This is a genomic window from Chryseobacterium sp. MYb7 (assembly GCF_002979455.1).
Lineage (GTDB): Bacteria > Bacteroidota > Bacteroidia > Flavobacteriales > Weeksellaceae > Chryseobacterium.
Map to the genome: position 1 here is coordinate 62,178 of NZ_PCOU01000012.1, position 17,466 is coordinate 79,643.

16 protein-coding genes are annotated in these 17,466 nt (G+C 36.2%); 12 read left to right on the forward strand and 4 right to left on the reverse strand.

Annotated elements, in window-relative coordinates; all coding sequences use genetic code 11:
- Window positions 1-49 precede the first annotated feature (49 nt).
- Entirely contained in the window at window positions 50-655 is a 606-nt protein-coding gene (locus tag CQ046_RS11515) for a hypothetical protein (protein ID WP_105702379.1), read from the forward strand.
- Window positions 656-751: 96 nt separating this feature from the next.
- Window positions 752-1,357, forward strand: coding sequence for a hypothetical protein (locus tag CQ046_RS11520; RefSeq protein WP_123906610.1), 606 nt, complete (start codon window positions 752-754; stop codon window positions 1,355-1,357).
- Between the two features lie 32 nt (window positions 1,358-1,389).
- Here the strand turns inward: CQ046_RS11520 and CQ046_RS11525 are convergent, their stop codons facing one another.
- Window positions 1,390-2,646 carry an NAD(P)/FAD-dependent oxidoreductase gene (locus CQ046_RS11525; protein ID WP_105702381.1) on the reverse strand — a complete coding sequence of 419 codons (1,257 nt, stop codon included), beginning with the start codon at window positions 2,644-2,646 and terminating at the stop codon, window positions 1,390-1,392.
- 98 nt (window positions 2,647-2,744) lie between these two features.
- On the opposite strand from CQ046_RS11525, the gene hutH reads away from it, so the two are divergent.
- The 10 genes from hutH (at window position 2,745) to CQ046_RS11575 (ending at window position 15,358) form a co-directional block, all read left to right on the forward strand.
- Window positions 2,745-4,265, forward strand: coding sequence for a histidine ammonia-lyase (gene hutH, locus CQ046_RS11530; protein WP_185126182.1), 1,521 nt, complete (start codon window positions 2,745-2,747; stop codon window positions 4,263-4,265).
- Between the two features lie 82 nt (window positions 4,266-4,347).
- Window positions 4,348-5,079, forward strand: coding sequence for a 3-oxoacyl-ACP reductase FabG (gene fabG / locus CQ046_RS11535; protein WP_105702383.1), 732 nt, complete (start codon window positions 4,348-4,350; stop codon window positions 5,077-5,079).
- A 1-nt stretch (window position 5,080) separates the two neighbouring features.
- On the forward strand, window positions 5,081-6,301 hold the full coding sequence (locus CQ046_RS11540) for a beta-ketoacyl-[acyl-carrier-protein] synthase family protein (protein ID WP_105702384.1): 1,221 nt from the start codon (window positions 5,081-5,083) through the stop codon (window positions 6,299-6,301).
- Between the two features lie 4 nt (window positions 6,302-6,305).
- Window positions 6,306-6,560 (forward strand): acyl carrier protein, encoded by a 255-nt coding sequence (locus tag CQ046_RS11545; protein ID WP_105702438.1) that lies wholly within the window; start codon window positions 6,306-6,308, stop codon window positions 6,558-6,560.
- Window positions 6,561-6,680: 120 nt separating this feature from the next.
- Window positions 6,681-7,565 carry a lipid A biosynthesis acyltransferase gene (locus tag CQ046_RS11550; RefSeq protein WP_105702385.1) on the forward strand — a complete coding sequence of 295 codons (885 nt, stop codon included), beginning with the start codon at window positions 6,681-6,683 and terminating at the stop codon, window positions 7,563-7,565.
- Between the two features lie 160 nt (window positions 7,566-7,725).
- Complete coding sequence (locus CQ046_RS11555) at window positions 7,726-9,252, forward strand: phytoene desaturase family protein (RefSeq protein WP_105702386.1); 1,527 nt, start codon at window positions 7,726-7,728, stop codon at window positions 9,250-9,252.
- Between the two features lies 1 nt (window position 9,253).
- Window positions 9,254-10,942, forward strand: a complete 1,689-nt coding sequence (locus CQ046_RS11560; RefSeq protein WP_105702387.1) for a C45 family autoproteolytic acyltransferase/hydolase — start codon at window positions 9,254-9,256, stop codon at window positions 10,940-10,942.
- On the forward strand, window positions 10,939-11,304 hold the full coding sequence (locus tag CQ046_RS11565) for a hypothetical protein (protein ID WP_105702388.1): 366 nt from the start codon (window positions 10,939-10,941) through the stop codon (window positions 11,302-11,304). The genes CQ046_RS11560 and CQ046_RS11565 overlap by 4 nt, the downstream gene beginning before the upstream one ends.
- 6 nt (window positions 11,305-11,310) lie before the next feature.
- The gene (locus CQ046_RS11570; protein ID WP_228406933.1) at window positions 11,311-12,564 is read left to right on the forward strand and encodes a DUF3887 domain-containing protein; all 1,254 of its coding nucleotides are present in this window, start codon (window positions 11,311-11,313) and stop codon (window positions 12,562-12,564) included.
- A gap of 157 nt (window positions 12,565-12,721) precedes the next feature.
- Window positions 12,722-15,358 (forward strand): T9SS-dependent M36 family metallopeptidase, encoded by a 2,637-nt coding sequence (locus CQ046_RS11575; protein WP_105702390.1) that lies wholly within the window; start codon window positions 12,722-12,724, stop codon window positions 15,356-15,358.
- Window positions 15,359-15,408: 50 nt separating this feature from the next.
- Here the strand turns inward: CQ046_RS11575 and CQ046_RS11580 are convergent, their stop codons facing one another.
- The 3 genes from CQ046_RS11580 to CQ046_RS11590 are packed head-to-tail and all read right to left on the reverse strand — an operon-like array spanning window position 15,409 to window position 17,439.
- Complete coding sequence (locus tag CQ046_RS11580; RefSeq protein ID WP_105702391.1) at window positions 15,409-16,581, reverse strand: DUF2062 domain-containing protein; 1,173 nt, start codon at window positions 16,579-16,581, stop codon at window positions 15,409-15,411.
- 4 nt (window positions 16,582-16,585) lie between these two features.
- Window positions 16,586-17,062, reverse strand: a complete 477-nt coding sequence (locus CQ046_RS11585; RefSeq protein WP_105702392.1) for a hypothetical protein — start codon at window positions 17,060-17,062, stop codon at window positions 16,586-16,588.
- Window positions 17,059-17,439: a 3-hydroxyacyl-ACP dehydratase gene (locus CQ046_RS11590; protein WP_105702393.1), complete on the reverse strand. Its 381-nt coding sequence runs from the start codon at window positions 17,437-17,439 to the stop codon at window positions 17,059-17,061. The genes CQ046_RS11585 and CQ046_RS11590 overlap by 4 nt, the downstream gene beginning before the upstream one ends.
- Window positions 17,440-17,466 lie beyond the last annotated feature (27 nt).

Consider the following 17,466-nt stretch of genomic DNA (forward strand, 5'->3'; position numbering starts at 1 on the left):
TGGCCCCCTTTTTATATATCTTTGGCGGCTTAAATATTATATATACACGATGAAAAAATTATTATTGTTGCTTTTTTTATCTATTGCAACCACAACTTTTGCCCAAAATAAAATTAATTTTGAGCAAGGAAATTTTGACTTTTTAAAAGATCAAACTGAGGTAAATGTTCAATTGGTATTTGATAATGCAACTTATCAGGAAAAAAACTTTACAGAAGCTCAATATCTAGAAAACAGGGAGGCAGACATCACAGCAAAAAAAAACCAAGCTGTTTGGAAGAATTGGATTTATCAATGGGGACAGTTTAAAACATCTGAATATTTGGACTATTTTCTTAAAGGGATCAATGGAAAATCAAAAAAAATAATTTTCAAAAAGGATGCACAGACAAAATATACTTTGATTGTTGATGCAAAATGGATTTATGCTGGTTGGTATGGCGGAATGATAGGTTCTCAGGAGGCAAAATTAACAGCAGATATGAAGTTTGTGGAAACTGATAATCCTTCAAAAGTGGTTATGAAATTGCAGGCAGATAAAATAGGAGGTAAGCAAATGAATCAACAATTTGCATGGGAGTACGGAAGAATAGCTGCAGCTTATGAAGTTACTGGTAAAAAATTGGGAAAAGAAATTAAAGTAGCTACAAAATAACAAAAAGCGGTCTGATAAATTCAGACTGTTTTTTTATGGTCATTTATTAATAAAAGTAAATATCTTTGGGTTTTTAAAATAAAAAACTAATACCATATGAAAAAGTTATTCTTGCTGGTCTTTGTCATTATAATGACTACAGCTTTCGGACAAGAGAAAATGAAAATAGTTGCCGGAAGTCTTGGCGTTTTGAAAGATCAGACCGAAGTAAATGTTGAGGTTAAGTTTGAGAATGTTCTGTTTATGAAAGAAAATATTACAGAAGCTCAATACCTTGAAAACAGAAAAAAACAAGTTCTTGACAATCCTAAAAGAGGAGAAGAGGCCTGGAAAAAATGGATTGAAGAATGGGAAAAATATAAAAATGAGTATGCAAATTATTTTGCAAAAGGACTTAATAAGACGTATAAGAATATTTCATTTAAAAAAGATGCTTCTGCAAAATATACGCTGTTGGTAGAAACCCATTGGATATTTCCGGGATGGCATGCGGGGCTTACTGCAATGACCGCTGAAATAACAGGTAAAATAAAACTGATAGAAACCAATAATCCTTCTGCTGTTTTAGCTGAAATAGAGCTTAAAAAGTTTGATAAATTTGTGCAGAATGAAGAATTTGTAATGGAGTACGGGAGAATAGCGGCAGCTTATGAATCTACTGGAAGATATCTGGGAAGAGAAATCAAAAAATCTATGAAATAACAAAAAACGGTCTGAAAATTCAGACCGTTTTTTTATGCTTGGTTTTGCTGTTCCTGTTTTTCTAATTTGATCAGGTTGGCAAGATTTTTAATCACTGTATCATGCTTTTTCACAAAAGGATTGTCTTTATTCCAGACATAGCCTGCTAAAACAGCACAGATCTTTTTCTTTACGTCCGGGTTTTCCGGCTGGTGGAAAAATAATTCCTGAAGATTTCCCGTATACCATTCTTTTACATACGTGGTGAAAACATCCACACCATATAAAATATAATCTGAGTACTCTGTCTGCCAGTCAATTTTTTCGCCGTTTAATTGTCTTAATGCCAGTTTTGCCGCCAGCATTCCGGATTCTGTGGCAAAAGCCATTCCCGAAGAAAATACAGGATCAAGGAATTCTGAAGCATTCCCCGTTAAAGCAAATCCGTCCCCGAATAAACTTTTAACCGAACATGAATAATCTTTCAGGTGTTTAGGTTCAAAAAGAAAATCTACCTCTCCAAAACGTTTTACATAATAATCTGAAAGAGAAATTGCCTTTCTTAAAGCTTCTGCAGCATCTCCGTTTTCAGATAATTTGTCAATATATTCAGTAGGACCTACAATTCCCACACTGGTATTTCCATTAGAAAAAGGAATAACCCAAAGCCATACTTCAGTTTCAATAATGTCAAAAGAAATCAAAGTTCCTTCCTCTCCCGGTTCTCTGTTAATATCATTTACATGAGAGAAAATAGCAGAGTGAGGAGACAGTTTTGAAGGTTTTTCAAGGTCAAGCAGACGGGGAAGTACTCTTCCGTAGCCGCTGGAATCAATAACAAATTTAGCATGGATCTCTTTCGTTTCTCCATCTTTATTTCTTACTGTAGTCACAGAATTTGTACCATCAAACCTGATATCAATAACTTCGGTTTCAAACTCAAGATCAATCCCTTTATTAATTACCTCCTGAGCAAGAGTATTATCAAAATCAGCTCTCGGAACCTGCCAGGTCCAGTCCCAGCCTTCCCCGAATTTGTTGCTGAAATCAAAAATGCAGACCTCATCACCACGAAGGAAACGAGCCCCAAGCTTTTTTTCAAAGCCCATTTTGTCTAATGCAGGGAAAAGTCCGGCCTCCTCAAAGTGATCCATAACCCTTGGAATTAAGCTTTCTCCGACTACCAGCCTCGGGAATTTTGTCTTTTCAACTACTTTTACGCTGACGTTATTGTTCTTCAGGTACGAAGAAGACACGCATCCGGAGGGTCCGGCTCCGATTACAAGAACGTCAACAGATTCTTTGCTCATCTTTGATTTTTTATTTTAATAATAACTTTTATCTTTGCCGCAAAATTAGTGACAAATAATTAATATTTTACAAAATTATCAACTATTACTTTTAATTGATGAAAATAAATAACTTTTTAGAACTGAAAGACTTTCAAAAAATTATCATTGAGAATGAAAAAATAGAACTGGATGAATCACTTTTGTCAAGAGTAGATAAAAGTTTTCAGTTTTTAAAAGAGTTTTCAAAAAACAAAGTAATATATGGTGTGAACACCGGTTTTGGGCCGATGGCTCAGTTTAAAATCAGTGATGAAGATACACACCAGCTTCAGTATAACCTTATCAGAAGCCATTCTTCAGGAATCGGAAACCCTTTACCTGCAGAAGAAGTAAAAGCATGTATGCTGGCAAGACTGAATACCTTGTCACTAGGGAATTCGGGAGTGCATCAGTCTGTCATTTATCTTCTTCAGGAACTGATCAATAGAGATATTATTCCATTGATCTTTGAACATGGAGGAGTAGGAGCAAGCGGTGACCTTGTTCAGCTGGCCCACCTGGCTTTGGTATTGATTGGAGAAGGAGAAGTTTTTTATAAAGGAGAAAGAAAATCTACCAAAGACGTTTTTGAAACGGAAGGATTAGAACCGATAAAAGTAGAGATCCGTGAAGGTCTTGCTTTGATGAACGGAACTTCCGTAATGTCAGGGATTGGTATTGTGAATGCTTATAAAGCGAATCAGCTTACAGATATTTCCCTAAGACTTTCTTGTGCAATCAATGAAATTGTACAGGCTTATGATGATCACTTGTCAGAAGCATTGAACGGAACGAAAAGACATTATGGTCAGCAGAAAGTAGCAGAAAGAATGCGTGCTCACCTGGCAGACAGTAAACTGATCAGAAAAAGAGAAGATCACCTTTATACCCACTTCGAAGAACAGGAAAAAGTATTCAAGGAAAAAGTTCAGGAATATTATTCTTTAAGATGTGTACCTCAGATTTTAGGTCCGGTATTGGATACATTGGAATATACAGAGAAAGTTCTTGAAAATGAGATCAATTCAGCGAATGATAATCCAATTATCAATGTTGAAGACCAGCATGTTTATCATGGAGGGAACTTCCATGGTGATTATATCTCTCTGGAAATGGACAAACTGAAAATTGTGGTAACCAAACTGACCATGCTTGCAGAAAGACAGTTAAACTATCTTCTCAATGCTAAAATCAATGAAATTTTGCCTCCTTTTGTGAATTTAGGTAAATTAGGCTTCAATTTCGGGATGCAGGGGGTGCAGTTTACGGCAACTTCTACTACGGCAGAAAGCCAGATGCTGTCGAACTCTATGTATGTTCACAGTATTCCAAACAATAATGATAATCAGGATATCGTTAGTATGGGTACAAATGCAGCAGTGATTTGCAGAAAAGTCATTGAAAATGCTTTTGAAGTATTGGCCATTGAGGCTATTACGATTATTCAGGCTGTAGAATATCTTGGATTCCAGGATCAAGTTTCATCATCTACAAAAGAACTGTATGATGATATCAGAAAGATTATTCCTGCTTTCTCCGATGATATGGTAATGTATCCATATCTGGAAGGCGTAAAGAAATATCTGAAGGGAATGTAACTATTAGCTGCCATGAATTGTCTTTTAAAGAAAGGTATACAACTCAACTTAAAAAAACTAAAAACGATATAAACACTAACGCATGAAATGTGCAATTGTAACAGGAGGCTCCAGAGGAATCGGGAGAGCAATCTGTATAAAACTGGCTGAAGAGAAAAACTATCACATTCTTATCAACTACGCTTCAAACGAAACGGCAGCAAACGAAACATTGGCTAAAGTGAAAGAATCGGGAGCTACTGGAGAAATCCTTAAATTTGATGTAGGAAATACCGAAGAAACCCAAGCTGTTTTAACGGAATGGCAGGAGAAAAATCCTGACGCGGTGGTAGAAGTAATCGTTAATAATGCCGGAATCACAAGAGACGGTCTTTTTATGTGGATGCAGAAAGAAGACTGGAACGATGTGATCAATACAAGTCTGGACGGATTCTTCAATGTAACCAATTTCTTTATCCAAAAGCTGCTTCGCAACAAATACGGAAGAATCATCAATATGGTTTCCGTATCAGGAGTAAAAGGAACCGCGGGTCAGACTAATTATTCTGCCGCAAAAGGAGCTTTGGTAGGTGCTACAAAAGCTCTTGCTCAGGAAGTTGCCAAAAGAAATGTTACCGTAAATGCTGTAGCTCCAGGTTTCATCAAAACAGATATGACTCAGGATTTTAATGAAGAAGAACTGAAAGCAATGATTCCGGCCAACAGATTCGGGGAAGCAGAAGAAGTGGCAGATCTTGTAGCATTTTTAGCATCTAAAAAATCTTCTTACATTACAGGAGAAGTGATTAATATTAACGGAGGAATTTATTCATAACATGGAAAATAGGGTTGTAATTACCGGAATGGGAATTTATTCCTGCATCGGGACGTCTTTAGAAGAGGTCAGGGAATCCCTATATCAAGGAAAATCCGGTATTGTTTTAGATCCAGACAGAAAAGAATTCGGTTTCAGATCTGGTCTTACAGGAGTTGTTCCGAAACCCGATCTGAAAAACCTTTTAAACAGACGCCAGCGTATCAGTATGGGAGAAGAAAGCGAATATGCTTACCTTGCTACCATTGATGCTTTAAAACAGGCGAATCTGAATGAAGAATTCTTAGATTCTCATGAAGTGGGAATCCTATATGGAAACGACAGTGTTTCCCAGGCAGTCGTAGAATCTATCGACATTGCAAGGGAAAAGAAAGATACAACATTGATGGGATCGGGAGCGATCTTCAAATCAATGAACTCAACCGTAACGATGAACCTTTCAACTATTTTTAAACTGAAAGGAATCAATCTTACCATCAGTGCAGCCTGTGCAAGTGGATCTCATTCTCTAGGACTGGCTTATATGATGATCAAAAATGGTTTTCAGGACATGATTATCTGTGGCGGAGCTCAGGAAACCAACAAGTATTCCATGGCAAGCTTTGACGGATTGGGAGTATTTTCTGCCAAAGAAGATGAACCCACAAAAGCATCCAGACCTTTCGATGCAGAAAGAGACGGATTGATCCCAAGTGGTGGCGCAGCCAGTCTGATTGTAGAAAGCTTAGAATCTGCCCAAAGAAGAGGGGCTCCGATCATTGCAGAGATTATCGGGTATGGTTTCTCTTCAAACGGAGGACATATTTCAACACCCAATGTGGACGGCCCGGCTTTAGCAATGGACAGAGCGTTAAAGCAGTCAGGATTAAAAGCTTCAGACATCGATTATATCAATGCTCATGCAACTTCTACTCCGATTGGTGATGCCAACGAAGCAAAAGCAATCTATGAAATTTTCGGGAGTGAAGTTCCGGTAAGTTCTACGAAATCGATGACCGGACACGAGTGCTGGATGGCAGGTGCAAGTGAAGTTATCTACTCCATTCTGATGATGCAGAATGATTTTGTAGCTCCAAATATTAACCTGGAAAATCCTGATAACGAGGCGCAAAAGATAAATTTAGTCGCAAAAACAAAAAATCAAAAAATTGATGTATTTTTGTCGAATTCTTTTGGGTTTGGGGGAACCAATTCTGCACTAATAGTTAAAAAATTTGATTAAAAACATGGAAAGGGAAAAAATAGTTGCCATTGTTAATGATTTTCTGGTCAATGAATTCGAGGTTGATGGAGATGAAATCAGTAATGATGCCAACCTTAAAAATACATTAGGCTTAGACAGCCTGGATTATATCGACATGGTAGTCGTAATCGAATCTAATTTCGGAGTGAAATTAGGAGAAGCAGATTTCAAGAAAATGATAACATTTGATGATTTCTATACAACGATTGAACATAAGATTGCTGAAAAAAACGCTTAGTTATTAAGTAAATCTTTATTCTATAAAAAGTGCCAATGTAATAATATCGCAGCGATCTGATAACAGACGCTTTAAAAAAGGTATTGCTACATTGGTTCTCTGTTATAATAAATTCTATATATGAACAAGTGGAAAGGTAAATCTAAAGGAACAGTACTCGGATACAGAATATTCGTCTGGTGTATTAGAAATATCGGAATCAGAAGTTCATATGGCGTGCTTTACTTTGTGGCAGCCTATTACTCATTATTCCAGAAGAAAAGCAACCAATACATTCTTTACTACTTTCAGAAAAGACTGAACTACGGATACTGGAAATCCAAAGCTTCTATATTTAAAAGCTATTTTACTTTCGGGAAAGTTCTGATTGATAAAACTGCTATTTCTGCCGGGCTCAGAGAAAAATATACTTATGAGTTTGACGGCATTGAAAACCTCAGAAATCTTTTAGCAGCCAAAAAAGGAGGGGTGCTGATCAGTGCGCATATCGGTAATTTTGAAATTGCTGAACATTTTTTCGCAGATATTGACTTCGACTGTCAGATCAATCTGGTGACTACAGATCAGGAAGTAACCGTAATTAAGGAATATCTGGAAAGTGTTGCTGTAAAAGAGAGCAATATTAAGTTCATTTATGTTAAAGAAGACATGTCGCATATCTTTGAGATCAATAAAGCATTGTCTGAGAATGAATTGATCTGCTTTACAGGAGACCGTTATTTTGAAGGATCCAAATATCTGGAAGCTGAATTGCTTGGAAAAAGTGCCAAATTTCCGGCTGGACCATTTCTGATTGCCTCTAGATTAGGCGTTCCCGTAGTATATGTTTATGTGATGAAGGAAAAGAATCTTCATTACCATCTGTATGCAAGAGTAGCCCAGAATATCAAAAACCGTGATTCACAGGGACTTTTACAGTCTTATGTTGATAATCTTGAAACCATGGTGAAAAAATATCCCCTTCAATGGTTTAATTATTTTGATTTTTGGGATGATGTTGATTAATTTTTCTATTTTTATCCCATAAAAACGAATAAAAAACTAAAAACCATTAAGATTTACTGAGATTTAAGATCAACAATGAAATTTCTATGCTTACTTTACTAAAGTAATCTTTAAATATCTTAAATTCCCTGTTTCTTAATTATTAAAAGCACATTCTCTTTTGAAGAAAGAATACGACATACTTGTAATCGGAAGCGGATTGGGAGGTCTTGTTTCAGCTCTTATTTTGGCGAAAGAAGGCCTGAAAGTATGCGTTCTGGAGAAGAATAACCAATATGGAGGAAATCTGCAGACCTTTTCACGGGACAAACTTATCTTTGATACCGGAGTCCATTATTTAGGAGGATTGAGTAAAGGGCAGAATTTGAACCAATTCTTTTCCTACCTGGAAATCATGGATGATCTTGAACTTCAGCTGATGGATGAAGACGGCTATGACAGAATCAGCTTTGGAGACGACGAAATAGAATATCCACATGCACAAGGGTATCAAAATTTCGTAGAACAGCTTTTAAAATACTTCCCCGAAGAAAAAGAAAACCTTGAAAACTACTGTGAAGAGATTCAGTATGTATGCAGCCAGTTTCCAAGATATCATGTGGTGGGAAAAGACAGCTACAACGAAGAAATCCTGCATCTCAACACCAAAAGATTTATAGAATCTGTTACCCACAACAAAAAACTTCAGTCGGTTTTACTGGGATCTAATTTTTTATACGCCGGAGATTCTGAGAACATTCCCTTTTATGTACATGCTTTAACGGTAAACTCTTATATCCAAAGTGCCTATAAATGTGTAAAAGGAGGAAGCCAGATTTCTAAACTTCTTATCAGAAAACTTCGTAAATATGGTGCAGAAGTACACAAGCACTCGGAAGTTTCTGAATTTGTTTTTAATGAAAATAATAAACTCATATCTGTAAAAACCAAAACAGGAAAAGAATACACCGCAAAACAATTTATTTCCAATATTGAGATTCGTTCCACGATTAAGCTGATAGGAGAGGAAAGACTGAAAAAGTCCTTTCTGAACAGGGTTTTAAGTTGGAAACCGGTTTCATCATGTTTTAGTATTTATCTGGTCTTACAACCTAAGAGCCTTCCTAACTTTAATTATAACAGATATCATTATTCGTCAGAAGAACAAGTCTGGAATGCATTCCGTTACAGAAAAGATGCATGGCCGGAAACATACATGCTTTCTTCCACCCCTTCAAAGCATCATCCACAGTTCGCAGAAAGCCTTACGGCTATTTCTTATATGGATTTTGATGAGGTTAAAGAATGGGAGAATACTTTCAATACCGTAGCGGATGAACATGAAAGAGGAGTCGCTTATGAAAAATTTAAGCTAGAAAAAACAGAAAAACTGCTTGACGCTTTAGAAAAGAAAATTCCCAATCTAAGGCATGCCATTAAAACAATATACACTTCTTCTCCTTTGTCTTACAGAGACTATATCGGGAACTTTGAAGGAAATATGTACGGATACATGAAATGCTCAGAGAATCCCCTTAAAACAATGGTTTCTCCCCGTACCAAAATTGATAATCTGTTTCTTACCGGACAATCTGTTAATATGCATGGGATTTTAGGTGTTACCATTGGAGCTTTTAATACCTGTGCGGAGATTCTCGGAAAAGAAACGATAGACAAGAGGCTGACACAAACGATTAATAAAAATTAAAGTGAAAAAAACGAATACCTTTCATTCAGCCTATAGAAGAGCTCTTTTTTATCTTACTTTTTGTTTTTTCTTCACTTCCTGCGGAATATCGAAGTCTCTTAAACATATTCCCGATGTAAAACAATATTCTCTGGAGATTCCGAAAGTAAATAAAATCGATGACAGTACTTTCAGCTACAATCAGAATTATCTTACTAAAAATAAACAGCAGCTCTGGGAACTTTATATTAAAGGAAATCCTTTGCAGCTTGGTTATAACAATGGAGCACTGACGCAAAGTTTAATGCAGCAACAGGAAGGTATTTTCTTTTCAAAAGTGGAAGGTTTTGTGCCGTCAAAATTCAGACAAAGATTGTTAAGGTTTTTTTTAAAATGGTACAACAGAAAAATGTACCTCAATGTAAGAGAAGATTATCAGGCAGAATTGTATGGCTTGGCACAATATTCATCCGATCAGTATAATTTTATTGCCCCTAAATATTTAAGAAACCTTTATCTGCACGGCGCTCACGATATTGGACATGCAATGCAGGATCTGGCTATGGTAGGTTGTACCTCTCTTGCTGTATGGAACGAAAATACCGAAGATGGTGATCTGTTAATCGGAAGAAATTTCGATTTTTATGTAGGGGATGATTTTGCTAAAAATAAACTGGTAGAATTTGTTCAGCCGGAGGAAGGAATACCTTACATGTCTGTAAGCTGGCCAGGAATGATTGGTGTAGTTTCCGGAATGAATAAAGAAGGAATCACAGTAACAATTAATGCCGGAAAATCAAAGATTCCTCTGACGGCAAAGACTCCTATTTCTCTTGTAACAAGGGAAATTCTGCAGTATGCTAAAAATATTGAGGAAGCGATTGCTATTGCTAAAAAAAGAAAAGTATTCGTTTCAGAATCCATTCTTGTGGGAAGTGCTGCAGACAAAAATGCTGTGATTATTGAAGTTTCACCTAAAAATTTCGGAGTGTACAGAGTGCAGAATACCAGCAGGGTTCTTTGTACCAATCACTTTCAGTCTGATGCCTATAAAGATGACAAAAGAAATCAAAAGCAAATTGAAGAAAGTCATTCCGAATACCGTTATGAAAAACTTCAGGAGCTTTTGCAGCAAGAAAAGAAGCTCACTCCCGAAAAGATGGCTTCTATTTTACGAAGCAGATCCGGATTGGAAGATAAACAAATAGGATATGGTAATGAAAAAGCACTCAATCAGCTTTTAGCTCATCATGCCGTTATATTTTCACCTCAGAAAAAATTGGTTTGGGTATCTTCCAATCCTTATCAGCTGGGAGAATTTGTATGTTATGATCTGAATGAAATTTTTTCCGGCAAACCATTATCACAAAGTCTGCAGGCGAAAACAGGATTGAACATTGCAAGAGACCCGTTTGCCGATTCTGAAGAATTTCAAAACTATGAACGGTCTAAAATGTACGGTAAAGAAATCAATGAGGCTGCTGATGATAAAAACACAGTGTTGACAGATGATGTAATCCCATCGTATCAGGCTATGAACCCTGAATTTTGGCAGGTCTATTATCAGTCAGGAAAATATTATTTTAGCAAAAAAGAATATTCGAAGGCAAAAATTGAGTTTGAAAAAGCTTTGACGAAAGAAATTACAACCGTTCCCGACAGAAAAAATATAGAAAAATACCTGAAGAAAACTTTAAAGAAACTGAAATGATCCCCAAATATATAAAACTGCTGTTCTGTATTCCTTTTGTCATTATTATCTGTTATTCAGTGTATTTGTATACTGTATATAGCTCAATACCAGATACTATCGTTATTCACGGTTATGGAAATATGAAAGATAATTATGGAAGCAAAATATTTCTTGTATTCCCTGTAGTTATGAATCTGGCCATTCTTCTGTTTATCTGGTTGATTATCAGAAGACCTGATAAAATAAAATTTACTTTTGAAATCAAAGACGACGAAAAAGAAAAAACCTACCATATCACACAGTTAGCTCTGGTAATTATTGCGATATTTGTCACCATAATGATTACGCCATTATCATTCGCTGATGTGGTCTTTAAATAATTGATTATGAAAAAACTTTTAACCCTATTTCTTACCGTATACTCTCTTTTATCATTTTCTCAGGACAGGAAAGAGATTGGTAATACTTTCATCAAAGCTTTATTGATAGATAAAAACATAGAAAAAGCACATTCTTATTTTGATCCTTCCGTAGCAGGACAGATTCCGGTGGAACAGCTTAAAGCCGTTACCGAACAGCTTCAGGGGCAGATTGGAGGATTGAAAAATATCCTTGAAGTAAACAATGAAGGCAGTATTTACTATTACTATACAGAATTTGAAAAAACAAAACTTGATGTTCAGCTTACTTTTAATGAGAGTAATAAATTGCTGGGTTTCTTTTTAGTTCCTCACAAAACATTTGAAAAACCAGATGAGAAAACCACCCTGAAAATAAAGAGTGATGCTATTGAATTGAACGGGACATTACTGATACCTCCTTCCAACAATAAAAAGAAGCTGGTTATTTTTGTTCATGGCTCCGGAGCACATGACAGAGATGAAACAGTGGGAGAAAACAAGCCGTTTAAAGATATTGCAGAATACCTTTTAAGCAACGGAATTGCTTCTTACCGATATGATAAAAGGTCATATTCAAACCCGGAAACATTCAATGAAAAATCTACTGTAGAAGAAGAAACCATTAATGATGCAGTAAATGCAGCGAATTATTTTAAAAATAATGCAGATTATAAAGGATATCAGATTATCATTCTGGGACATAGCCAGGGAGCTTATATGATGCCTGAAATTGCAAAAAAAGCCCAGGTTTCAAAGTATATTTTTATGGCTGGGAATGCAAGGCCATTACAGGATTTATTAGTGGAACAGTATAATTATCTTCATGCTATAGATCCAACTAAAGTTCCTGCAGAAGCTGTTCAGGAAATAAAAAAACAGGTTGCATTTTTAAACTCGCCCCAATTTAATTTGAATTCACCTGCAAAAGAACTTCCTTTGGGACAGTCTGCTGCATACTGGCAATATTTAAAAAACTACAATCAGCTTAATGAGGTGAAAAAAATCAAAGCTCCCATGTTTTTTGCACAGGGAGGGAGAGATTATCAGGTGACCGAGAAAGATTTCAGCCTTTGGAAAGAAACATTGAAAAATAATAAAACGGCTGTATTTAAATTATATCCTTCGTTAAGTCATTTATTTATAGCTGGTTCAGGAAAACCTTCTCCAAAAGATTATGAGACAAAAGGAAAAGTAGATGAACAATTTTTAAAAGATCTTACCCAATTTATTTTGCAATAATTCTCGAACTTATTTTATGAGGTTAATATAGAATAGATGTGTTTATTCGGTATAGTTTATTTTTTTAAATATATATTGTAAGAATTTGTAACATTTTAGATTATTTCCCTACTAACTAACAAATCTAACCTATTAATATTTGTTAAAAGTAATCTAAATGAAAAAAATTCGACTAAGTGTTAAGCTGTTGTTGTTTTGTTCTATTTTCAGTGTGAGTGCATTATCCGCACAAAAATATGAACAGACAATTAAGGACTATGTTAATTTTGCTCAAGCATCATTTCAAAGAGTGAATCCTGAACTTAAAGTGTTTAAAATCATTAACGTAGACCCTTCGAAGAGCTTAAATGGAGATGTTGTAGGGATACAACAAACAATTAATGGTATTCCGGTTTTTGGAAGTTCTGCCAACGTTTTAATCAGAGATGGCAAAGTTTTAAATTTTGCAGATACCTTTATTAAAAACTATCCTTCTGCTATTAAAGGAAAGGAAAGCGGTAGAAAAGATGCCTTAGTGGCAAGTACAATTCAAAAACTGAACGGATTATCTTCTGTAAAGAATATCGATGGAAAAGAAACGCCAATTGTGGCTAATTCTGTTTATTTTGCAAAAGGCGGAGAATTGATACTAGGGTATCAGTTTTATGTTGAAGAAAAAGGAACGGGTAATGTATGGAACACCATCGTAAGTACAGATGATGGCTCTATTTTGTATCAGGAAAATACAACTTTATCTTGTAGCTTCCATGATGAAGCCTATGATCATCACTCTGGCTCATCCGAGCCGAATTTTTCTGCCTTTTTACCTGAAAATATAGCTGCTGCAAACCTGAAGAATTCTACAAATTTTGTATTAGTCCCTGATAATGCTACTTATAACGTTTTCGCATTTCCTACAGAAGCCCCTACGTTTGGTGCAAGAACATTGCTTACAAACCCATGGGATCTTACCGCTTCACCGGAAGGATGGCATTCTGACGGTACGAATCATTATACAATAACAAGAGGTAATAATACCTTTGCATATACCGACGAAAATAATACCAACTTACCACAATTCTCTCCTGATGGAGGGGCAAACAGAGCGTTTGATTTTCCTTTAGATATAACGGCTGCCCACACTACCTATACTTCAGCAGCAGTAACCAATTTATTCTACAACTCCAATAAAATGCACGATGTATTTTATAAGTTTGGATTTACAGAATCTGCAAGAAACTATCAGGTAAACAATTTTGGAAACGGAGGAGCTGGTAACGACCCTGTTCTATCGGAATCAAGAGATGGCAGCGGTCTTAATAATGCTAACTTTAATCCGGGAGTTGATGGAACAAGCGGAAGGATGCAGATGTACCTTTTTTCGCCAAGTGGAAACGTAAGATATCTTTATTATAATTCACCATCTACTTATACTGCCAGAGCTCCTATCGCTACTACTGCGAATTTTGGGCCTCAGATTATGGGAAATCCACCTGTGACAGGAGACCTTGCTCTTTCTACTCCAGCTGATGCGTGTACTGCAGTTACAGCCGGAAGTCTTATCGGAAAAATTGCAGTAGTAAATGCTGCGGGATGTGGTTTTGCTGTAAAAACAAAGAACTTGCAGACTGCAGGAGCAGTAGGGGTTATACAATACCACCCGTCAAGTAATACACCTGTAGGGATGGGAGGAACAGATGCTACCATCACTATTCCTACAATTATGGTAGGTATGACTGAAGGTCAGTTTTTAGTGAATGACCTAACTAACGGTATTGTAGGAAATGCAACAATCAAAACAACTGCTGTTTATAAAGATGCAAGTTTAGATAATGGAGTAATCAGCCATGAATATGGTCATGGTATTTCTAACCGTCTTACCGGAACAGGAAGCTCTTGTTTATCTTATATTTCATCTAATGAGCAGATGGGAGAGGGATGGTCTGATTTCTTTGCCTTGATGATGACAACAAGACCAGGAGATACTTCTACTATGGCTAGAGGTATGGGAACTTTTGCTTCAGGACAGGCTACAACTGGAGTAGGAATAAGACCTGCAAAATATTCTCCTGATTTCGCCATCAATGATTATACTTACGGACGTACGAATGGTATGAAAATAAGTACAAGTATTCAGGGAATTCCTGTTACAGTGCCGGACGTTCACAGTATCGGATTTATTTGGGGTTCAATGCTTTGGGATCTTAACTGGAAATATGTAGAAAAATATGGATACAACAGTAATGTTCTTGCAGATCCGAATAGTGGAAGCGCAAGAGTTTTGCAGTTGGTAATGGATGCTCTTAAATTGCAGCCATGTAATCCTACATTTGCGCAGGGTAGAGATGCGATTCTTGCTGCTGACCAGGCATCTACAGGAGGACAAAATAAATGTATGATCTGGAATACATTTGCTAAAAGAGGTTTAGGAGTAAATGCTTCTGCTGGAGCTCTTAACGGCTTGGAATTTGGTGCGAATCAGCCTTTAGCGGATATAAGTGATCAGGTAGAAGACTTTTCAGTTCCTGCAGAATGTTTATTAGCCGTAAAAGAAATCAACAATTCTAAAGGAATATCCATCTATCCAAATCCTGTAAGAAATGAATTCACGATAAAAACTCCATCCGATATGAAATTATCAGGAATTACAACAGTTTCTATCTATGATTTCACAGGAAAACTGATTTCACAGGAAAGCGTTAACCTTAATAAGCAAAATACAATCAGTGCTGAAAAACTGATCAATGGAGCTTATATCGTAAAAGTCAATAACGATTCAATTGACTATTCTCAAAAGATTATTGTTTCTAAATAGGAATTATAATAACTAATTGTGATGAGCCTGGAACTTTGTTCCGGGCTTTTTTAATTATTTTCCGGACTTACTTTATTCAAAAATAAAAAAGCAGCCATACCTGCAAGAGCAGAAAGTGTGGTGCTTAAGATAAAACTGCCAATAATGTACTGAAGCAGGTTATTTTTAATCAGTTCAAAGTTCAGATCCTGGCTTAAAATATCGCTGTCACCACTTACAAATGGAGCTCCCAAAAACAGAGATGCTGCAATAATAAAAGGAATAAAAGGAGGAAGACTCACATTGGAGGCTACAAATGCAAGTACTTTATTGAGCTTAAAAAGTACAGATAAACTGATGACCAGAAGAGTCTGGAATCCCCAGAAAGGTGAAAGTCCTATAAAAACTCCCAACGCTATAGAAAATGCCTTTGTACGGTTGCTTCCGTCACTTTCTAGGACATCTTCCTGAATGAACTTTTTAAAACTTTTTTTTTTGAAATTATTCAGAAAATTTCTTGGAATAATATAAAGCAAAGTAATCGTTACCAAAATGGTATTCAAAATACTGATTCTCGTAAAATCCTTGAAAGGTCTGAAATGGGAAACACGCTCTGCCGGATCATATAAAACCTTGATCGGAACATTTTTTACCGGAACATGTCTCCATGCAGTTCTTACAATGATCTCAATTTCAAATTCAAACTTTGGGGTAAAATATTTCTTTGGAATTTTATGTAAAGGATAAAGTCGGTAGCCGGATTGCGTATCTTCCAACTTGATACCGGTTTCAAACCAAAACCAGAAATTGGAAAAACGGTTTCCAAAACTGCTTTTCTTGGGAATCCCATCCTGAGACATATTTCGGTTCCCAATAAGAAGAACTTCCTCTTTTTCCTCAAGAAGAGCTTCTACAAATACCGGAATATCATCCGGATAATGCTGCCCATCCGAATCAATGGTGATGGAATAATCATACCCAGACTTTTTAGCCTTTCTAAAGCCTGTTTTAAGCCCGTTTCCTTTCCCTCTATTCTCCGGTAAGGAAATGACTGTAATCTGAGGATATTGAGAAAGAATCTGAGGTGTAGAATCTGTAGAACCATCATTGACCACAATAATACTTTCGGTGTAGTCAAGAACACCGTCAATAACCCTCTTCAGGGTTTTTTCATTATTGTAAGTAGGTATTAAAACGCATATCTTCTTTTCAGAAATTGCATTTTGTACTTCAGCAAGGGACATTTTTTTATTTTAAAGTGGCTCTTTCCGTCTCTGTAATGGTTTTAGACTGCGTAGCAAACCTTTTGATATAGCCTTTTAATGCTGCATTCTGTTTGCTGTAATTATTGAGTAGGAAAGCTTTATCATCTTTCAGGCTTCCGCGATATCCTACAATTTTCGGGATATTTTCCTGAACACTTAGTCTGATCAGACGAAGTTCTGCATTGTTGGGGTTACTTTTTATAATAGCTTCAAGACTTGTAGCACCTGTTTTTACCAATGATTTTCTGTTGCTTTTGGCAATTTTTGCCTCCATAATCTTTGCAGCAGCTTTATATCCTACGGTTACTGCATCAGAACCGGATTGTTTTTCTGCAGTTTCAATGAAGCTGGCAGTATTGGTATTGGATTCGTTGGCTTTAGCATAGCTGTTTCTCAACGTTTCAAGATCCGACTGAAAGAAAAAAACAAATGCTGCTAAGAATGATAAGATAAGTTTCATATCGTTAATTTTTTATAGCTTACAGACAATTTTAATGCAATAGTCTCGCCAAAAGAAGTGATGTTTTTTACTTTAATATCTTCTCCGTTTTCGTCAATATCAAGCTGAAGCTGTAAATCAGGTGTCTCAAATGGATTGATGATGGCCATGAATTTTACATTCGATGCTGTTTTTAAGAACAATTTTGAACCTGTAAATTCCTCAGTAAGCTCCTTAATGATCTGCATCATACAAACACCAGGAGTCACCGGGTTTCCAGGGAAATGTCCTTTGAAAATATCGTGATCTTTATTAAGGTTGATATGAGCAGTAAACTTTCCGTCTTCTGTTTTATCGTATGATGTTAACGTGTAAAAGTCTGTAAGAATGGTTTGCATGATCTTATTTTTTAAGATTAAATGTAC

Coding starts and splice junctions, on each gene's coding strand:
- CQ046_RS11565 (WP_105702388.1), top strand. CDS start 10,939: ATGATCCCCAAATATATAAAACTGCTGTTCTGTATTCCTTTTGTCATT.
- CQ046_RS11590 (WP_105702393.1), bottom strand. CDS start 17,439: ATGCAAACCATTCTTACAGACTTTTACACGTTAACATCATACGATAAA.
- CQ046_RS11540 (WP_105702384.1), top strand. CDS start 5,081: ATGGAAAATAGGGTTGTAATTACCGGAATGGGAATTTATTCCTGCATC.
- CQ046_RS11580 (WP_105702391.1), bottom strand. CDS start 16,581: ATGTCCCTTGCTGAAGTACAAAATGCAATTTCTGAAAAGAAGATATGC.
- CQ046_RS11515 (WP_105702379.1), top strand. CDS start 50: ATGAAAAAATTATTATTGTTGCTTTTTTTATCTATTGCAACCACAACT.
- CQ046_RS11570 (WP_228406933.1), top strand. CDS start 11,311: ATGAAAAAACTTTTAACCCTATTTCTTACCGTATACTCTCTTTTATCA.
- CQ046_RS11550 (WP_105702385.1), top strand. CDS start 6,681: ATGAACAAGTGGAAAGGTAAATCTAAAGGAACAGTACTCGGATACAGA.
- CQ046_RS11525 (WP_105702381.1), bottom strand. CDS start 2,646: ATGAGCAAAGAATCTGTTGACGTTCTTGTAATCGGAGCCGGACCCTCC.
- CQ046_RS11575 (WP_105702390.1), top strand. CDS start 12,722: ATGAAAAAAATTCGACTAAGTGTTAAGCTGTTGTTGTTTTGTTCTATT.
- fabG (WP_105702383.1), top strand. CDS start 4,348: ATGAAATGTGCAATTGTAACAGGAGGCTCCAGAGGAATCGGGAGAGCA.
- CQ046_RS11520 (WP_123906610.1), top strand. CDS start 752: ATGAAAAAGTTATTCTTGCTGGTCTTTGTCATTATAATGACTACAGCT.
- hutH (WP_185126182.1), top strand. CDS start 2,745: ATGAAAATAAATAACTTTTTAGAACTGAAAGACTTTCAAAAAATTATC.
- CQ046_RS11585 (WP_105702392.1), bottom strand. CDS start 17,062: ATGAAACTTATCTTATCATTCTTAGCAGCATTTGTTTTTTTCTTTCAG.
- CQ046_RS11545 (WP_105702438.1), top strand. CDS start 6,306: ATGGAAAGGGAAAAAATAGTTGCCATTGTTAATGATTTTCTGGTCAAT.